This is a genomic window from Lentzea sp. JNUCC 0626 (genome assembly GCF_043632865.1).
Classification (GTDB): Bacteria; Actinomycetota; Actinomycetes; order Mycobacteriales; family Pseudonocardiaceae; genus Lentzea.
Map to the genome: position 1 here is coordinate 7757418 of NZ_CP171635.1, position 14541 is coordinate 7771958.

At 69.7% G+C, this 14541-nt stretch carries 17 protein-coding genes; 15 read left to right on the forward strand and 2 right to left on the reverse strand.

All coding sequences use genetic code 11. From position 1 onward, the window contains the following. Positions 1-81 precede the first annotated feature (81 nt). Positions 82-381 (reverse strand): hypothetical protein, encoded by a 300-nt coding sequence (locus JNUCC0626_RS35930; protein WP_394615167.1) that lies wholly within the window; start codon positions 379-381, stop codon positions 82-84. Positions 382-461: 80 nt separating this feature from the next. On the opposite strand from JNUCC0626_RS35930, the gene JNUCC0626_RS35935 reads away from it, so the two are divergent. The 15 genes from JNUCC0626_RS35935 to JNUCC0626_RS36005 all read left to right on the forward strand — a co-directional run bounded on the left by JNUCC0626_RS35935 (position 462) and on the right by JNUCC0626_RS36005 (position 13132). Further along, positions 462-1931 carry a molybdopterin-dependent oxidoreductase gene (locus JNUCC0626_RS35935; protein ID WP_394615168.1) on the forward strand — a complete coding sequence of 490 codons (1470 nt, stop codon included), beginning with the start codon at positions 462-464 and terminating at the stop codon, positions 1929-1931. Between the two features lie 167 nt (positions 1932-2098). Further along, positions 2099-2854 (forward strand): redox-sensing transcriptional repressor Rex, encoded by a 756-nt coding sequence (locus JNUCC0626_RS35940; protein WP_394622179.1) that lies wholly within the window; start codon positions 2099-2101, stop codon positions 2852-2854. A 37-nt stretch (positions 2855-2891) separates the two neighbouring features. Further along, positions 2892-4205: a glutamyl-tRNA reductase gene (locus tag JNUCC0626_RS35945; RefSeq protein WP_394615169.1), complete on the forward strand. Its 1314-nt coding sequence runs from the start codon at positions 2892-2894 to the stop codon at positions 4203-4205. After that, positions 4202-5137, forward strand: coding sequence for a hydroxymethylbilane synthase (hemC, locus tag JNUCC0626_RS35950; RefSeq protein ID WP_394615170.1), 936 nt, complete (start codon positions 4202-4204; stop codon positions 5135-5137). The genes JNUCC0626_RS35945 and hemC overlap by 4 nt, the downstream gene beginning before the upstream one ends. Before the next feature lie 18 nt (positions 5138-5155). Then, positions 5156-6688 (forward strand): uroporphyrinogen-III synthase, encoded by a 1533-nt coding sequence (locus tag JNUCC0626_RS35955; RefSeq protein WP_394615171.1) that lies wholly within the window; start codon positions 5156-5158, stop codon positions 6686-6688. Positions 6689-6762: 74 nt separating this feature from the next. Continuing rightward, the gene (gene hemB, locus JNUCC0626_RS35960) at positions 6763-7737 is read left to right on the forward strand and encodes a porphobilinogen synthase (protein WP_394615172.1); all 975 of its coding nucleotides are present in this window, start codon (positions 6763-6765) and stop codon (positions 7735-7737) included. Continuing rightward, a complete protein-coding gene (locus JNUCC0626_RS35965) occupies positions 7722-8234 on the forward strand; it encodes a hypothetical protein (RefSeq protein ID WP_394615173.1) in 513 nt (170 codons plus the stop codon). Before hemB ends, JNUCC0626_RS35965 begins: the two co-directional genes overlap by 16 nt. Positions 8235-8243: 9 nt before the next feature. Then, on the forward strand, positions 8244-8687 hold the full coding sequence (locus tag JNUCC0626_RS35970; protein ID WP_394615174.1) for a hypothetical protein: 444 nt from the start codon (positions 8244-8246) through the stop codon (positions 8685-8687). Then, a complete protein-coding gene (locus tag JNUCC0626_RS35975) occupies positions 8684-9082 on the forward strand; it encodes a hypothetical protein (protein ID WP_394615175.1) in 399 nt (132 codons plus the stop codon). The genes JNUCC0626_RS35970 and JNUCC0626_RS35975 overlap by 4 nt, the downstream gene beginning before the upstream one ends. Continuing rightward, positions 9079-9870, forward strand: a complete 792-nt coding sequence (locus JNUCC0626_RS35980) for a hypothetical protein (RefSeq protein WP_394615176.1) — start codon at positions 9079-9081, stop codon at positions 9868-9870. The genes JNUCC0626_RS35975 and JNUCC0626_RS35980 overlap by 4 nt, the downstream gene beginning before the upstream one ends. Further along, positions 9870-10289: a hypothetical protein gene (locus tag JNUCC0626_RS35985; RefSeq protein ID WP_394615177.1), complete on the forward strand. Its 420-nt coding sequence runs from the start codon at positions 9870-9872 to the stop codon at positions 10287-10289. Before JNUCC0626_RS35980 ends, JNUCC0626_RS35985 begins: the two co-directional genes overlap by 1 nt. A 5-nt stretch (positions 10290-10294) precedes the next feature. Next, on the forward strand, positions 10295-10645 hold the full coding sequence (locus JNUCC0626_RS35990) for a hypothetical protein (RefSeq protein WP_394615178.1): 351 nt from the start codon (positions 10295-10297) through the stop codon (positions 10643-10645). An 11-nt stretch (positions 10646-10656) separates the two neighbouring features. Beyond that, positions 10657-11952, forward strand: a complete 1296-nt coding sequence (gene hemL / locus JNUCC0626_RS35995; RefSeq protein WP_394615179.1) for a glutamate-1-semialdehyde 2,1-aminomutase — start codon at positions 10657-10659, stop codon at positions 11950-11952. Further along, positions 11949-12578: a histidine phosphatase family protein gene (locus tag JNUCC0626_RS36000; protein WP_394615180.1), complete on the forward strand. Its 630-nt coding sequence runs from the start codon at positions 11949-11951 to the stop codon at positions 12576-12578. The genes hemL and JNUCC0626_RS36000 overlap by 4 nt, the downstream gene beginning before the upstream one ends. Continuing rightward, positions 12575-13132 carry a TlpA family protein disulfide reductase gene (locus tag JNUCC0626_RS36005; RefSeq protein WP_394615181.1) on the forward strand — a complete coding sequence of 186 codons (558 nt, stop codon included), beginning with the start codon at positions 12575-12577 and terminating at the stop codon, positions 13130-13132. The genes JNUCC0626_RS36000 and JNUCC0626_RS36005 overlap by 4 nt, the downstream gene beginning before the upstream one ends. 47 nt (positions 13133-13179) lie before the next feature. Here JNUCC0626_RS36005 and JNUCC0626_RS36010 read toward each other — a convergent pair whose 3' ends face one another. After that, positions 13180-14175 carry a M64 family metallopeptidase gene (locus tag JNUCC0626_RS36010; RefSeq protein WP_394615182.1) on the reverse strand — a complete coding sequence of 332 codons (996 nt, stop codon included), beginning with the start codon at positions 14173-14175 and terminating at the stop codon, positions 13180-13182. Positions 14176-14541 lie beyond the last annotated feature (366 nt).

A 14541-nucleotide genomic window follows, 5' to 3' on the forward strand; every position in this document is an offset into this window, starting at 1 on the left:
CGATGACGCAACCAGAGCTCGTCTCAAGTCTTTGCACCAACCCGGCCGACAGCTCTGGTGACCTTTCGTGGTCGCGAGGGCTCAGGCGCGGGCGACGTAGCCAGGGTAGTCGGGTGGCGGCTCCGGCACCGGGTGCGTGTGCCAGAACGGGTAGTCGCAGCCGGCCATGATCCGCTGCATCGCCCAGTCCCAGGCGAGGTCGTGGAACACCAGTCCGCGATGTGGAGCGTCCGGGGCTTCGTACTCGTAGAACTCGAGAGCGGCCTGGCGAGCCTCCGCCGCGGTCAGCCCACCGAAGTGCTCCAGGGCCCAGGCGTAGTGCAGGCGTTCGGTTTCGAGGTAGGCGACGTACGCGTCCTCGGACCAGCTGTCCTCTGCCACGCCGTCCAGCCTAGGAAGTTTGATTACCGAGGGCTTACGACCTGAGCGAACCAAGCCCGCGTGGGTGTCGAATGGAAGGCATGAAGCCCGTCAAGGCCGCCCTGACCGGACTCCTCGCGCTCCTCGCCGCCCTCGCGGCCGGGCACCTGGTGGCGGCCTTCGTCGGCCTGAGCGCCTCCCCGTACCTGGCCGTGGGCAACGCCGCGATCGACCTCACGCCGTCGTGGCTGAAGGACTTCGCGGTCGAGACGTTCGGCACCGCCGACAAGCTCGTCCTGCTCACCGGCATGGCGATCGTGCTGGCGGGCATCGGCGTCGGAGCGGGCCTGGCCAGCCGGAACAGCCCCGCGCCCGGCTCACTCGTGGCCGTGCTCCTCGGGTTCGTCGGCGTGGCGGCCGTCGCGACCAGGCCCGATGTCGGCGCGCTGGCGATCCTCGCCCCGGTGGCCAGCACGGCCGCAGGTGTCTACGTCTTCCGCTACCTGCACAAGGAAGCCGAGGAGAGCGACAGCCGCCGGACCTTCCTGATCACCGCGGGCCTGGCCGTCACGGCCGCCACCGCGGGCCAGCTCTTCGGCAACCGCACGGACGTCGAAGGCTCCCGCCAGGCCGTGGGGCCGCTGACGCCGAAGACCAAGGCGCCGGAGATCCCGTTCAACGCCGACTTCGCCAAGGACGGCACCCCGAGCTTCATCACCAGCGGCAAGGACTTCTACCGCATCGACACGGCGCTCAGCGTGCCGCGAATCCGCGCCGAGGACTGGACGCTCAAGATCCACGGCATGGTCGACAGGCCGGCCGAGCTGACGTTCGACGACATCAGGAACATGGACCTGGTCGAGGAGACGATCACGCTGACCTGCGTCTCCAACGAGGTCGGCGGCCCGTACATCTCGACCGGCAACTTCATCGGCGTGAAGATCGGCGACGTGCTCCGGCAGGCCGGCGTCAAGCAGGGCGCCGACCAGCTGTTCAGCACCAGCGACGACGGCTTCACGGCCGGCAGCCCGCTCGACTACGTGCTGGAGAACGGCCTGATCGCCATCGGCATGAACGGCGAACCGCTGCCCACCGAGCACGGCTTCCCGACCAGGCTCGTCGTCCCCGGCCTCTACGGCTACGTGTCCGCGACGAAGTGGGTCACCGACCTCAACGTCACCACGTTCGCCCAGGACCAGGGCTACTGGATCCCCAGGGGCTGGGCCACCAGGGCGCCGATCAAGACCTCCTCGCGGATCGACCGGCCCCAGCGGATGGCGAAGGTCCAGGGCAAGGTCGTCATCGCGGGCACGGCGTGGGCGCAGCCCCGAGGAGTCGCCAAGGTCGAGGTCCGGATCGACGGCGGGGTGTGGCAGGAGGCCGAGCTCGCGGCCGACGTCAGCGACAGCACGTGGCGCATGTGGAAGATCGAGCTGGACCTGGCCAAGGGCAGTCACACGGTCGAGTGCCGGGCCACCGACAAGTCCGGCCAGACGCAGGACCAGGCGCGCCTCGACCCCGTTCCCGACGGCGCGACGGGATGGCACTCGGTCACCTTCACCGCGGAGTAGGCGCTCACTCCGTAGTGATCATGAACTGAGGAAGCGCTGGTCACGCCCTGTGACCGGCGTCGTCGCAATGGATCATCGACTTTGTGCGTGCGTTCACAAGCGGTACGGTGTGGGTATCACCAACGCCGCGGGTCCCTGCGGTGAAGCACACCCGGAGGTCGGAGAGCGTGGCTGCACAGCGGGGCGAAGGTGAGACGACCACCACCCCTGCCGAGCCTGCCGACAGGGAGCGCGCCCGTGCGATCCCCGAGGCGGCCGTCGCCCGGCTCGCCGTCTACCTCCGCGCGTTGTCCGGCATGGCCGACCAGGGCGTGACGGCGGTCTCCAGCGAGGAGCTCAGCCAGGCCGCGGGCGTCAACGCGGCGAAGCTCCGCAAGGACCTGAGCTACATCGGCAGCTACGGCACGAGGGGCGTCGGCTACGACGTCGAGGTCCTCGTGAGCCACATCGAGCGCATCCTCGGCCTGACTCGGAACCACTCCGTGGCCGTCGTCGGCATCGGTAACCTTGGTCACGCTCTCGCCAACTACGGCGGCTTCCCCGGCCGCGGTTTCCCGGTCACCGCCCTCTTCGACGTGGACGCCGATCTCGTCGGAATCCCTGTTGGGGGCATCCCCGTCAACCACATCGACGAGATCACCGCGATCTGCCTCGAGCGCGAGGTGTCGATCGGCGTCATCGCGACGCCGCCACCGGCCGCTCAGTCGGTTTGCGACCGTTTGGTATCTGCGGGCGTCCAGTGCATTCTGAACTTTGCACCGGTTGTTCTTCAGGTTCCAGACAACGTCGAGGTGCGCAAGGTTGACTTGGCGGTCGAGATGCAGATCCTGTCGTTCCACGTCGCTCGACGTGCGGACGAGGCTGCCGGCGTCTCTGTCGACAACAACGGACTCGGTGTGGACGGGATGGTGAGTCGCCCGTGAGCGTGAGCCAGCTGGCTCCGGTGAACGTGGTGAGTGCATGAGCGTGCTCGTAGTCGGGCTTTCGCACCGCACCGCCCCAGTCCCGGTCCTGGAACGCGTCACCGTGGCCGAGCCGAACCTGCCCAAGGTCCTCGGCCAGCTGCTCGCCGCCCCCAGCGTCTCCGAGGCGATGGTCCTGTCGACCTGCAACAGGGTCGAGGTCTACGCCGTCGTCGAGTCGTTCCACGGCGGCATGTCGGAGGTCGTCGAGGTTCTCGCGCAGCACGCGCAGATCGAGCCTCAGTCCCTCTACGAGAACTTCTACGTCCACTACGCCGCCGCTGCCGTCGAGCACCTGTTCTCCGTCGCGGCGGGCCTCGACTCGATGGTCGTCGGCGAGTCCCAGATCCTCGGCCAGCTGCGCGGTGCGTACGCGGCGGCGGACGAGGCGGGCACGGTCGGCAAGACCGTCCACGAACTCACCCAGAACGCGCTGCGCGTCGGCAAGCGCGTGCACAGCGAGACCGGCATCGACCAGGCCGGCGCGTCCGTCGTCTCCGAGGCCCTCGGTGACGCGGAGGCCCAGCTGGGCACGCTCGTCGGCAAGCGCGCGCTGCTCGTCGGCGCCGGGGCCATGGGTGGCCTGGCCGCCGCGCACCTGCGCCGGGCGGGCATCGGCGAGGTCGTCATCGCGAACCGGACGCAGGCCAACGGTGTGCGTCTCGCCACGTCGCTGAAGTCCGAGGGCGTCCCCGCGACGGCCGTGGACCTGTCCGCGCTGGCCGCCGAGATCGACCTCGCGGACATCGTCTTCGCGTGCACCGGCTCGATCGGCATGACCGTCCGCGCGGACATGATCGGCCCGCGCTCGCGGCCGTTGGTGATGTGCGACCTGGGCCTGCCCAAGGACGTCGATCCAGCGGCCGCCGAACTGCCGAACGTTCGTGTGGTGGACCTGGAAACGCTGCAGCGGCGCCTGTCCGACGCGCCCGCAGGTCAGGACGCCCGCCTCGCGGCCACGCTGGTCGCCGACGAGGTCAAGGCCTACCTCGCGGGCCAGCGGTCCGCAGAGGTCACGCCGACCGTCACGGCCCTGCGCAAGCGGGCCGCCGAGGTGGTCGACGCCGAACTGCTCCGTCTTGATTCGCGTTTGCCCGAACTGGACGCCGCGACACGCGGTGAATTGGCCAAGACGGTGCGCCGCGTTGTAGACAAGCTCCTGCACACGCCGACCGTCAGGGTGAAGGAGCTCGCCTCCGCCCCTGGTGGTACCGGCTACGCGGAGGCTCTCCGCGAGTTGTTCGGGCTTGACCCCCAGGCTCCTGGGGCCGTCAGTCAGACCAAGTCTTCTGTGGATGGTGAAACGCGGTGACCCGCACCCTACGGATCGGTACCCGAGGCAGCGCACTGGCGCTCGCGCAGACGGGGACCGTGGCCGAGGCGCTGAAGGCTGCCGGAGCCCAGGTCGAGATCGTCGTCATCAAGACGGCGGGCGATCTCTCCAGCGCTCCGATCCCCGAGATCGGCGTCGGCGTCTTCACGACCGCCCTGCGCGACGCGCTCGCGAACGGCGAGATCGACGTCGCCGTCCACTCCTACAAGGACCTCGCGACCGCGCCGGACCCCCGGTTGACGCTCGCGGCGGTGCCTCCGCGGGAGGACCCGCGCGACGCCCTGGTGGCGCGCGACGGTCTCACGCTCGGTGAGCTGCCGCCGGGGTCCACGGTGGGCACCGGTTCGCCGCGCCGCAAGGCCCAGCTGGAGGCTCTCGGCCTCGGGCTGGAGATCGTTCCGTTGCGCGGCAACGTGGACACGCGGATCGGCAAGGTCCGCAACGGTGAGCTCGACGCCGTGGTGCTGGCGCGCGCCGGCATCTCGCGGCTCGGCCGCGCGGCGGAGATCACCGAGAACCTGGAGCCCATCCAGATGCTTCCCGCACCCGCGCAGGGTGCGTTGGCAGTGGAGTGCCGGGTCGACGACGTCGACGCCGAGCACCTGATCCAGTCCACTCTGGACGATTCGGCCAGCCGGGCCGCTGTGACCGCTGAGCGCGCCATGCTGGCCGCACTCGAAGCGGGCTGCAGCGCGCCGGTCGGCGCGCTGGCCGATGTGGTGGAAGACCTCGACGACGAGGGCAAGGTCGTGTACCGACTTTCCCTGCGCGGGGTCGCAGCGACGCCGGAGAACGATCTCCTCCGCGCGTCCGCCACCGGTGACTTGACCGAAGCTGAGGGACTCGGCCGGGCGCTGGCCGCCGAGTTGCTCGACCTCGGGGCCGCTGTGCTGAGCGGCCCAGAGGCGTAATCGATGGGGAGTGCCCTGATGACCCGCGCACGCAAGACCCCCGGACGCGTCGCTTTCGTGGGCTCCGGCCCCGGCGACACCGGGTTGCTCACGGTCCGGGCCCACGACTTGCTCACCAGGGCTGAACTCGTGGTCACCGACCCGGACGTCCCCGCGGACGTCCTCGCGACCGTGGCCGAGGGAGTCGAGGTCCGCCCCGCTGTCGGTGAGTCCGCCGACGTGGCCAAGGACCTGGTGAACGAGGCGCGCAACGGCGCCACGGTCGTCCGCCTCGTCGCGGGAGACCCGCTCACCCTCGACTCCGTCGTGAAGGAAGCGCAGGCCGTCGCGAAGTCGACGATCCCGTTCGACGTCGTCCCAGGTGTGCCGTCGGGCACCGCGGTCCCCGCCTACGCGGGTGTCGCGCTCGGTGGTGTGCACACCGAGGTCGACGTGCGAGCGGTCTCCGACTGGGCGGGCCTCGCCGCCTCGCCCGGCACGCTGGTGCTGCACGCGACCGGTTCGCACCTGGCCGAGGCCGCGTCGAACCTGGTCGAGAACGGCCTCGCGCCGCAGACGCCGGTCGCCGTGACCGCTGAGGGCACCGGCTTCCAGCAGCGCACCATCGACACCACGCTGGCCTCCGTCGCGGCCGACGCCGGTGAGATGGGTGGCCCGCTGGTCGTCACGGTCGGTGCCGCCGCCGCCAACCGCTCGAAGCTCTCCTGGTGGGAGTCGCGGGCGCTGTACGGCTGGCGCGTGCTGGTCCCGCGGACCAAGGAGCAGGCCGGCGCGATGTCGGAGCGTCTGCACTCGCACGGCGCGATCGCCGTCGAGGTGCCGACGATCTCCGTCGAGCCGCCCCGCAGCCCCGCGCAGATGGAGCGCTCGGTCAAGGGTCTCGTCGACGGCCGCTACCAGTGGGTCGTCTTCACCTCGACCAACGCCGTTCGCGCGGTGTGGGAGAAGTTCCGCGAGTTCGGCCTGGACGCCCGTGCGTTCTCCGGCGTGAAGATCGCCTGCGTCGGCGAGGCCACGGCCGCGAAGGTGCGTTCGTTCGGCATCATCCCCGAGCTCGTGCCGTCCGGTGAGCAGTCGTCCGAGGGGTTGTTGAACGACTTCCCGCCGTACGACGACATCCTGGACCCGGTCGACCGCGTGCTGCTGCCGCGGGCCGACATCGCCACCGAGACGCTGGCCGCCGGCCTGCGCGAACGTGGCTGGGAGATCGACGACGTGACGGCGTACCGCACCGTGCGTGCGGCCCCGCCGCCCGCCGACACCCGCGAGATGATCAAGTCCGGTGGCTTCGACGCGGTGTGCTTCACCTCGTCGTCCACGGTCCGGAACCTGGTCGGCATCGCGGGCAAGCCGCACGCCCGCACGCTCGTCGCGTGCATCGGCCCGCAGACCGCCGAGACGGCGCGGGAGTTCGGCCTCCGGGTCGACGTGCAGCCCGAGGAGGCGAACGTGCCCGCGCTGGTCGACGCGCTGGCCGCGCACGCCGCCCGGTTGCGCGCCGAGGGAGCGCTGCCTCCTCCGCGCAAGACCAAGCGTCTGCGCCGTTCGTAGACAACTGAAGCCGTCGGGGCCACTCAAGATCCTTTGAGTGGCCCCTTCGACTCTCTCCGTCAGGGAGTCAGAAGATGTACCCACTGCACCGGCCGCGTCGTCTGCGCACGACGCCCGCCATGCGCCGCCTCGTCTCCGAGACCGAGGTGCGCCCTCGCCACCTCGTGCTGCCCATGTTCGTCAAGGAAGGCGCTTCCGAGGCCGCTGAGATCAGCAGCATGCCGGGCGTCTACCAGCACACCCGCGACTCGCTGCGCAAAGCCGCCGTCGACGCCGTGCAGGCGGGGGTCGGCGGCATCATGCTGTTCGGCGTTCCTGCCGAGCGCGACGCCGTCGGTTCCGGTGGCACCGACCCGGACGGCATCCTCAACGCCGCCCTGGGCGACCTGCGCGCCGAACTCGGCGACAGCACAGTGCTGATGTCGGACTGCTGCCTCGACGAGTTCACCGACCACGGCCACTGCGGCGTGCTCGCCGCCGACGGTTCGGTCGACAACGACGCCACGTTGGAGGTCTACGGCGAGATGGCCGTCGCGCAGGCGCGCGCCGGTGCTCACGTCGTCGGCCCCAGCGGCATGATGGACGGCCAGATCGCGTTCATCCGCAACGCTCTCGACGTCGCGGGCTTCCAGGACACCGGCATCCTGGCCTACGCGGCCAAGTACGCCTCGGCGTTCTACGGCCCGTTCCGCGACGCCGTCGAGTCGCAGCTCTCCGGCGACCGCAAGACCTACCAGCAGGACCCGGCCAACGCCCGCGAGGCGTTGCGCGAGGTGCAGCTGGACCTCGCCGAGGGCGCGGACATGGTCATGGTCAAGCCCGCCCTGCTGTACCTGGACGTGCTGCGCTCGGTCGCCGAGATCTCGGACGTTCCCGTTGCGGCGTACCAGATCTCGGGCGAGTACGCGATGATCGAGGCGGCTGCCGCGAACGGCTGGATCGAGCGCGAGCGGTCGATCCTCGAGTCGCTCACGTCCATCCGTCGCGCGGGCGCGGACATCGTGCTCACGTACTGGGCCGTGGAAGCCGCTCGATGGCTGGACAGGTAGAGAAGGCCCCGGTCCCGAAGCTGATCGACGTCGCGCGCTGGCTGTGGATCGCCAGCGCGTGCGTCGGGATGCTGCGGTTCGTCGCGCAGCTCTTCGACCGCGAGATGCTCGTGGCCGAGGTGCGCCGGCAGAACCCGGCGATGGGCCAGGACCAGATCGACGCGGGCGTGAACGGCGGAGTCCTCTTCGGACTGCTGATCGCGACCGCCGTGCTGATCGCGTACACCCGTTTCGCCAACGCGATGGCGCGCGGCCGCAACTGGGCGCGCATCTTGCTGACCGTGCTGGGTGGCGCGTCCGTCGCGTTCGGACTGTTCCGGCTCGGCGCGTGGGCCAGTGGCGCGGCGGCGGCACTCGGCGTGGAGATGCGGCCGGTGGACCTCGCCGTCACGTTCGTCACGGCGGTGCTGGACACGTCCGCGCTCGTGCTGATGTACCGGGTTCCGTCGTACTTCCGCAAACGCGTCACGGTGGACAGCGACTTCCTGCGGACCTAGGTTTCGATCGTGACGTCTCCGAAGGAATCGGGCACCCCCCGCACGATCACCGTTGGCTACTGGCTGGTCCTCGTGGGCGCGGCCCTCTGCGTGGTGGCCGGCGTGTTCCAGTTCGCCGCCCGGCAGGCCCTGGTCGACGCGATCAAGAGCAGGAACACCGACCCGGCGCTCACGACGGAGATGATCGAGTCTTCGGCGACCGTGACGCTCGGCGCGGTCATGGTCGTCACGGCCGTGGTGGCTGCGCTGATGGTGTGGTTCGCCGGCAAGGTCAAGGCGGGCACCAGGAAGAGCCGCACCGGCCTGATGATCGCGGTGCTGATCAACCTGTTCTTCCAGATGGTCGGCAACGGCTACGCGCTCGTGCCGGCGTTGATCGCGATGTCCGGCCTGGTGCTGTTCTACTTCCGGCAGTCGTCGGACTTCCTCACCGAACGCGAGCAGCTGGCGTGAACGAGGCTCCTCGCCCGGTCCGCATCGCCGTCGGCCTCTGGCTCGCCATCGCGGTCTTCGTGTTCCTCACCACCGCGGGGCTGTGGTTCCAGCGCGACGAGGTCCGCGAACTCACCAAGTGGTCGTCCGGGCAGATCACCAGCTTCCTGACGACGGTGTCGGTCATCACGCTGATCTTCGTGGTGGCCTACGTGCTGCTGGTGTGGCAGTTCCTCAAGCGCAAGAACTGGCCGCGGGCCGCGTTGTCGTTCACCGCCATCGCGCACATGATCTGGATCCTGTACGTGGGCGTCAGCGCGTCGAGTTTGGTCACATTGCTGCTCATCTGCGTCGCGATCGTCTTCACGTGGCAGGCGCGTACGGCACAGTGGCTCGCGGAGGTGCGTGAGCAGTGAGCCAACCGCAGGACCCGAACCCCTGGGACCCGACCCCGCAGCCAGGCCAGGCCGGGGCGTACGAGGTGACCACGGGGTTGCCCGCCGCCCCGGTCCCGCCGGAACTGGCCGCGCCGCCCGACCACGGGCAGTGGCAGAACCCCGCGCCGTCCTTCCCGGCCCAGCCCGACGTGGCACCGCCGCTGGACCACGCCCAGTGGCAGAACCCGGCCGGCGCCTACCCGGTGCAGCCGACGAGCCAGTACCCGGTCGACGGCCAGTACCCGGGCCAGTACCAGGTGAACCAGGTCGGGGGCGGCAGCTTCGCCATGGCCCCGCTCTCACCCGTGCTGCCGCACGAGATGGCACCGCCGCGGCCCGCCACGATCACCGCCGCGATGTGGATCTGGATCGCCGCCGCCGTGCTGTCCGTGGCCGTGCTGCCGGTGCTGTTCCTCGTCAACACCGACGTCGTGCTCGGCCAGGCCGACGTCGTCACCGAGCAGGACCGGCAGGCGACCGAGATCGGCATGAAGGCGTTCGCCGTCATCTCCGGGTTCGGCATGCTCGTCGCGGCGGCGCCGTACGTGGCGTTCGCGATCGTGCTGCGCAACGGTCACAACTGGGCGCGCGTGCTGCTCACGGTCCTCGCGGTGCTCGGCCTGCTGGTGATGATCTCGATCCTGTTCTTCTCGATCGCCGCGACGGTGTGGATGCCGAGCGTGGCGATGGCCATCCTCGTGATCGGGCTGTCCGTCGCGGCCGTGGTGCTCCAGTTCCTGCCCGCGTCGAACAGGTACGTGCGCTAGTGCTCTACCGCGAGTCCGGCAGCAGCTGGTGGCCGCTCCTGTGGGGTCCTGCCTTCGCGGTCGCCGGCTACCTGGTCGAACTGGTCACCGGGCCCGCGTCGGTGACGTTGTGGCTCGTCGCCGGGCTCGTGCTGACGCTGTCCGCGGTGGTGTGGGTGAACCTGCGGATCAAGACCGGCAGCATCGTGCTCACGACCGAGGAAGCGCAGTTCGGGCGGGAGAAGCTGCCGGTCGCGATGATCGAGGCCGCGCAGGACGTCGGTGCGCCGACCGGGGCGCGGGTGCTCGGCGGTGGCTGGTCCGCGCCCAAGGGCACGACCACGGTGCCGTTGCGGCTGGTCGACGGCACGGTGGTGCTCGCGTGGGCACGCGATCCGGAAGCCTTCCTCGCGGCGTTGCGCCGGGTCGTGAGAGGCTGAGCGGTGTGACAGAGGCCGTGACCGAACCGGACACCGTGGTGGCCGAGCCCGCCGAGGCGCCGCCTGCCGAATCCGGTCTGCACCAGCCCAGGCGATGGCTCATCGCGGCGGGCGAGATCGTCGTGGTCGTGCTGCTGGTGGTCCTCGCGATCTGGTGCTGGAACCGGGGCGTCGTGCGGCTCGAGTACCCGATCGAGGGTCGCGACCCGTTGATCTCGACGCGCTACCACGGCAACTGGCTGGGCACGTCCATCGCCTCCGCCACGCTCGCCGTGGTCCTCGCGCTCGACGCTGTGCGGCAGATCATGCTCGCCGTGCGCACCCGGCCGCAGAAAGCCGCCGACTCCGACATGTGAGACTGGGGTACGTGACTGCGAGTCGATCCCAGGCCCTGTTCGAGCGCGCGTCGACGCTGACCCCCGGCGGGGTCAACTCTCCGGTGCGGGCGTTCCACTCCGTCGGCGGCACCCCGCGCTTCATGGTCCGCGGCGAAGGTCCGCACCTGTGGGACGCGGACGGCAACCGCTACGTCGACCTGGTGGCGTCGTGGGGCCCGATGATCCTCGGGCACGCGCACCCGGCCGTCGTCGAGGCCGTGCAGAAGGCGGCTTCGCAGGGTCTGTCGTTCGGGACGCCCACCGAGGGTGAGATCGAACTCGCGGCCGAGCTGATCGACCGCGTCGACCCGGTCCGGCAGGTCCGCCTGGTCAACTCGGGCACCGAGGCGACGATGAGCGCGATCCGCCTCGCGCGCGGCTTCACCGAGCGCCGCAAGGTCATCAAGTTCGCCGGCTGCTACCACGGCCACGTCGACGCGTTGCTCGCCCAGGCGGGCTCCGGCGTCGCCACGCTCGGCCTGCCCTCGTCGCCCGGCGTCACGGGCGCGCAGGCCGAGGACACGATCGTGCTGCCGTACAACGACATCGAGGCCGTGCGCGCGGCGTTCGCGGAGAACCCCGGCGAGATCGCGTGCGTGATCACCGAGGCGGCGGCGGGCAACATGGGTGCCGTCGCCCCCGGCCACGACTTCAACCAGGGCCTGCGCGAGATCTGCGACGCCGACGGCGCGTTGCTGATCATGGACGAGGTCATGACGGGCTTCCGCGTCTCCCGCGCCGGCTGGTTCGGCCTGGAGCGCGTGGCGGGCGACCTCTACACGTTCGGCAAGGTCATGTCCGGTGGCCTGCCCGCGGCGGCGTTCGGCGGCCGCGCGGACGTGATGGCGCGCCTCGCCCCGTCCGGCCCGGTCTACCAGGCGGGCACGCTGTCCGGGAACCCCGTCGCCGTGGCCGCCGGTCTCGCGACCCTGCGCGCGGCGGACGACGAGGTCTACCAGGCACTCGACCGCAACGCGGCCCGCCTCGGCGCCCTGTTCACCTCCGCCCTGACCGACGCCGGTGTCGAGCACCGCGTGCAGTTCGCCGGGAACCTGGTGAGCGTGTTCTTCGGTTCTTCCGAGGTGAAGGACTACGCGGGCGCGCAGGCGTGCGAGACGTGGCGCTTCCCGCCGTTCTTCCACGCCCTGCTCGAACGGGGCGTTTACGCACCTCCCTCTGCGTTCGAGGCGTGGTTCGTGAACGCTGCCATGGGTGAAGAGGAGTTCGCCGTGATCGCCGACGCACTGCCGCACGCGGCTCGTGCCGCCAAGGAGGCCCGCAAGTGAGCCGCACCATCGTTCATCTCCTGCGTCACGGCGAGGTGCACAACCCGACCGGGATCCTGTACGGCCGCCTGCCCGGCTTCAAGCTGTCCGAGCGGGGCCAGAAGCAGGCGCTGACCGTGGCCGAGCACCTGGCCGACCACGACATCGTGCACGTCGTCGCGTCGCCGTTGGACCGGGCCCAGCAGACCGCGGCCCCGATCGCCGACTCGCACCGCCTGGAACTCGCGACCGACGAGCGGCTGATCGAGGCCGCCAACCAGTTCGAGGGCCTGAAGGTCGCGGTCGGCGACGGCGCGCTGCGTTCTCCGCAGCACTGGCCGAAGCTCGTGAACCCGTTCAAGCCGTCGTGGGGCGAGCCGTACCTCGAGATCGCGCACCGGATGCTCGGCGCCGTGCAGAAGGCCCGCGCCGCCGCCGAGGGCCACGAGGCCGTGTGCGTCTCGCACCAGCTGCCCATCTGGACGGTCCGCCGGTTCCTCGAGGGCAAGCGGATGTGGCACGACCCGCGCAAGCGCGAGTGCTCGCTGGCCTCGCTGACGTCGTTGATCTTCGAGGGCGAGCAGCTGGTCCGGGTCTCCTACTCCGAGCCCGTCGGTGCGACCAACCCGCGGGTGACCGGGGCATGAAACGACTGCTCGTGCTCGTGCTGCTGCTCGCCGGCTGCACGACGGGGAAGGACGCCGCCCAGATCGGCGGCGGCGACTTCTCGCTCGTCGCGCCCGGCGGCAAGGTCGAGATCCGCTACGCGCCCGCCGAGCGCAAGGAGCTCAAGGGCCTCGAAGGCGAGTCGCTGATGGAGGACGGCAAGACCATCAAGCTGTCCGACTACGCCGGCAAGCCCGTCGTGATCAACATCTGGGGAGCCTGGTGCGGACCGTGCCGCACCGAGGCGCCGGAGATGCAGAAGGTCTTCGACGACGGCACGCAGGTGCTCGGGATCGACGTCAAGGAGACCTCGAAGGAGCACCCGCAGGACTTCATGAAGAGCAGGTCGCTGACCTATCCGTCCATTTACGACGCTTCGGCGCGGAGCTTCGTCAACGTCTTCCGGGGACTTGCGCCGAACGCCGTGCCGTCGACGTTCATCGTGGACAAGAACCACAAGGTGGCGGCGGCGTTCCTCGAACCGGTGCTGGCCACGGACGTGCAGAAGGTGCTCGACGAACTCGCGAAGGAATGACAAAGGGGCCTCCGTTTGGAGGCCCCTTTTTGTTGTGCGGTAAGGCTTTACGGCGTTGCGGGCACGACCGGCGGCGTCACCGGGTTGTTCAGCGAGGGGATCTTCGCCTTGAACGCCTTGACCATCGCGTCGCGGCCGATGGAGTTGAACTCCTTGCCCAGCGTGCGCATGATCGAGTTGGCGGTCGGCCGGTACAGCCCGGACTTGTAGTACCGCGCCCCCTCGACCGGCCCGATCACACCGCCGTCCGGCGAAGGCTGCCCGAGGTACTCGCCCCACTTGGCGCCCGTCGGGTCCTTGGTCACGTTGATCTCACGCGGCTCGCTGCCGGTGTAGGTGGCGTACGGGTAGTCGTACTCGTCGGCGAGGCCGCCGATCGAGTGCCCGAGTTCGTGGATCGCGATCTGCCCGGCCTGCGCGTTCGACCCGGACGCCGTGGCCACCGACCCGCCCGCACCGCCGTACTTGGAGGTGTTGCCGAGCGCGATCACCTGGTCGGCCTGCGGGGCGAGCGCCGCGAACTCCTTGGCCTTGGTCTCGTTGACGCAGAGCAGCCGCTCGGTCTGCGGATCCCGGCCCTGGCACCAGAAACCCATGTCCAGCGCGGTGTTCTTCAACAACCCCTTGGTGGGGTCGTGGTCCACACCGGACTCCGGCGAGATCACGTTGACCTGCCAGACGTTGAAGTACTCCTTGTAGCTCTTGAAGGGCTCCACCGCGGAGAGCTCTTCCCACTTGCTCTTCACGTTGGCGGAGTAGGTCTCCAGGTCGTCGGCCGTGTACCCGTCACCGACGAACACGAGGTCGAACCGGTCCGCCGAGTCACCGGTCTTCTGCACCTCGACCACGTCGGCCGCCGCGAGCAGCCGGAACTCGCTGGACTTCTCCTTCGGCGCCTTGGGCGTGAGCGCCTGGGTGATGCTGCCGTCTTCGTTGAAGACCTCGCGCCACTCCATCGCCGGGGCGGCGCCGACCGGAACCTGCGCGAACAGGGCCAGCGCTGCCATCGTGAGCGCAGGGAGGACGAGCCGGGTGCGTCGCATGCGCTGACGCTAAGCAACCATGATGTCACCCACAAGCGGCAATCGTACGTACTTTTGGCCCAATCGTTGTCTCAACTGATGGCCTGGTGGAGGAACAAGATCGACCCACCGGCCGCGGTGAGGCCCGGCCTGCAACGAGGTGGGAAGGTTGGACGATGCGGAGTCGCGGAAGACCCGCGGCTGGTCACGTGGATGCGCCGCCGGCGACAGCGGATGACGACGAGTCCCAGGAGCGGCGCTGCCACGATGCCCGGTTGTACCTTCCTCCGGAGGCCACGTCGGATCAGCGTCGTGCGAACAGGTTCGAGTTCCGCGGTTCGACCAGCGTGTCCTACTCGTCCGAAGTGGCCGACCGATGACTGCCTT

Coding starts and splice junctions, on each gene's coding strand:
- JNUCC0626_RS35935 (WP_394615168.1), top strand. CDS start 462: ATGAAGCCCGTCAAGGCCGCCCTGACCGGACTCCTCGCGCTCCTCGCC.
- JNUCC0626_RS35945 (WP_394615169.1), top strand. CDS start 2,892: ATGAGCGTGCTCGTAGTCGGGCTTTCGCACCGCACCGCCCCAGTCCCG.
- JNUCC0626_RS35955 (WP_394615171.1), top strand. CDS start 5,156: ATGACCCGCGCACGCAAGACCCCCGGACGCGTCGCTTTCGTGGGCTCC.
- hemB (WP_394615172.1), top strand. CDS start 6,763: ATGTACCCACTGCACCGGCCGCGTCGTCTGCGCACGACGCCCGCCATG.
- JNUCC0626_RS35965 (WP_394615173.1), top strand. CDS start 7,722: ATGGCTGGACAGGTAGAGAAGGCCCCGGTCCCGAAGCTGATCGACGTC.
- JNUCC0626_RS36005 (WP_394615181.1), top strand. CDS start 12,575: ATGAAACGACTGCTCGTGCTCGTGCTGCTGCTCGCCGGCTGCACGACG.
- JNUCC0626_RS36010 (WP_394615182.1), bottom strand. CDS start 14,175: ATGCGACGCACCCGGCTCGTCCTCCCTGCGCTCACGATGGCAGCGCTG.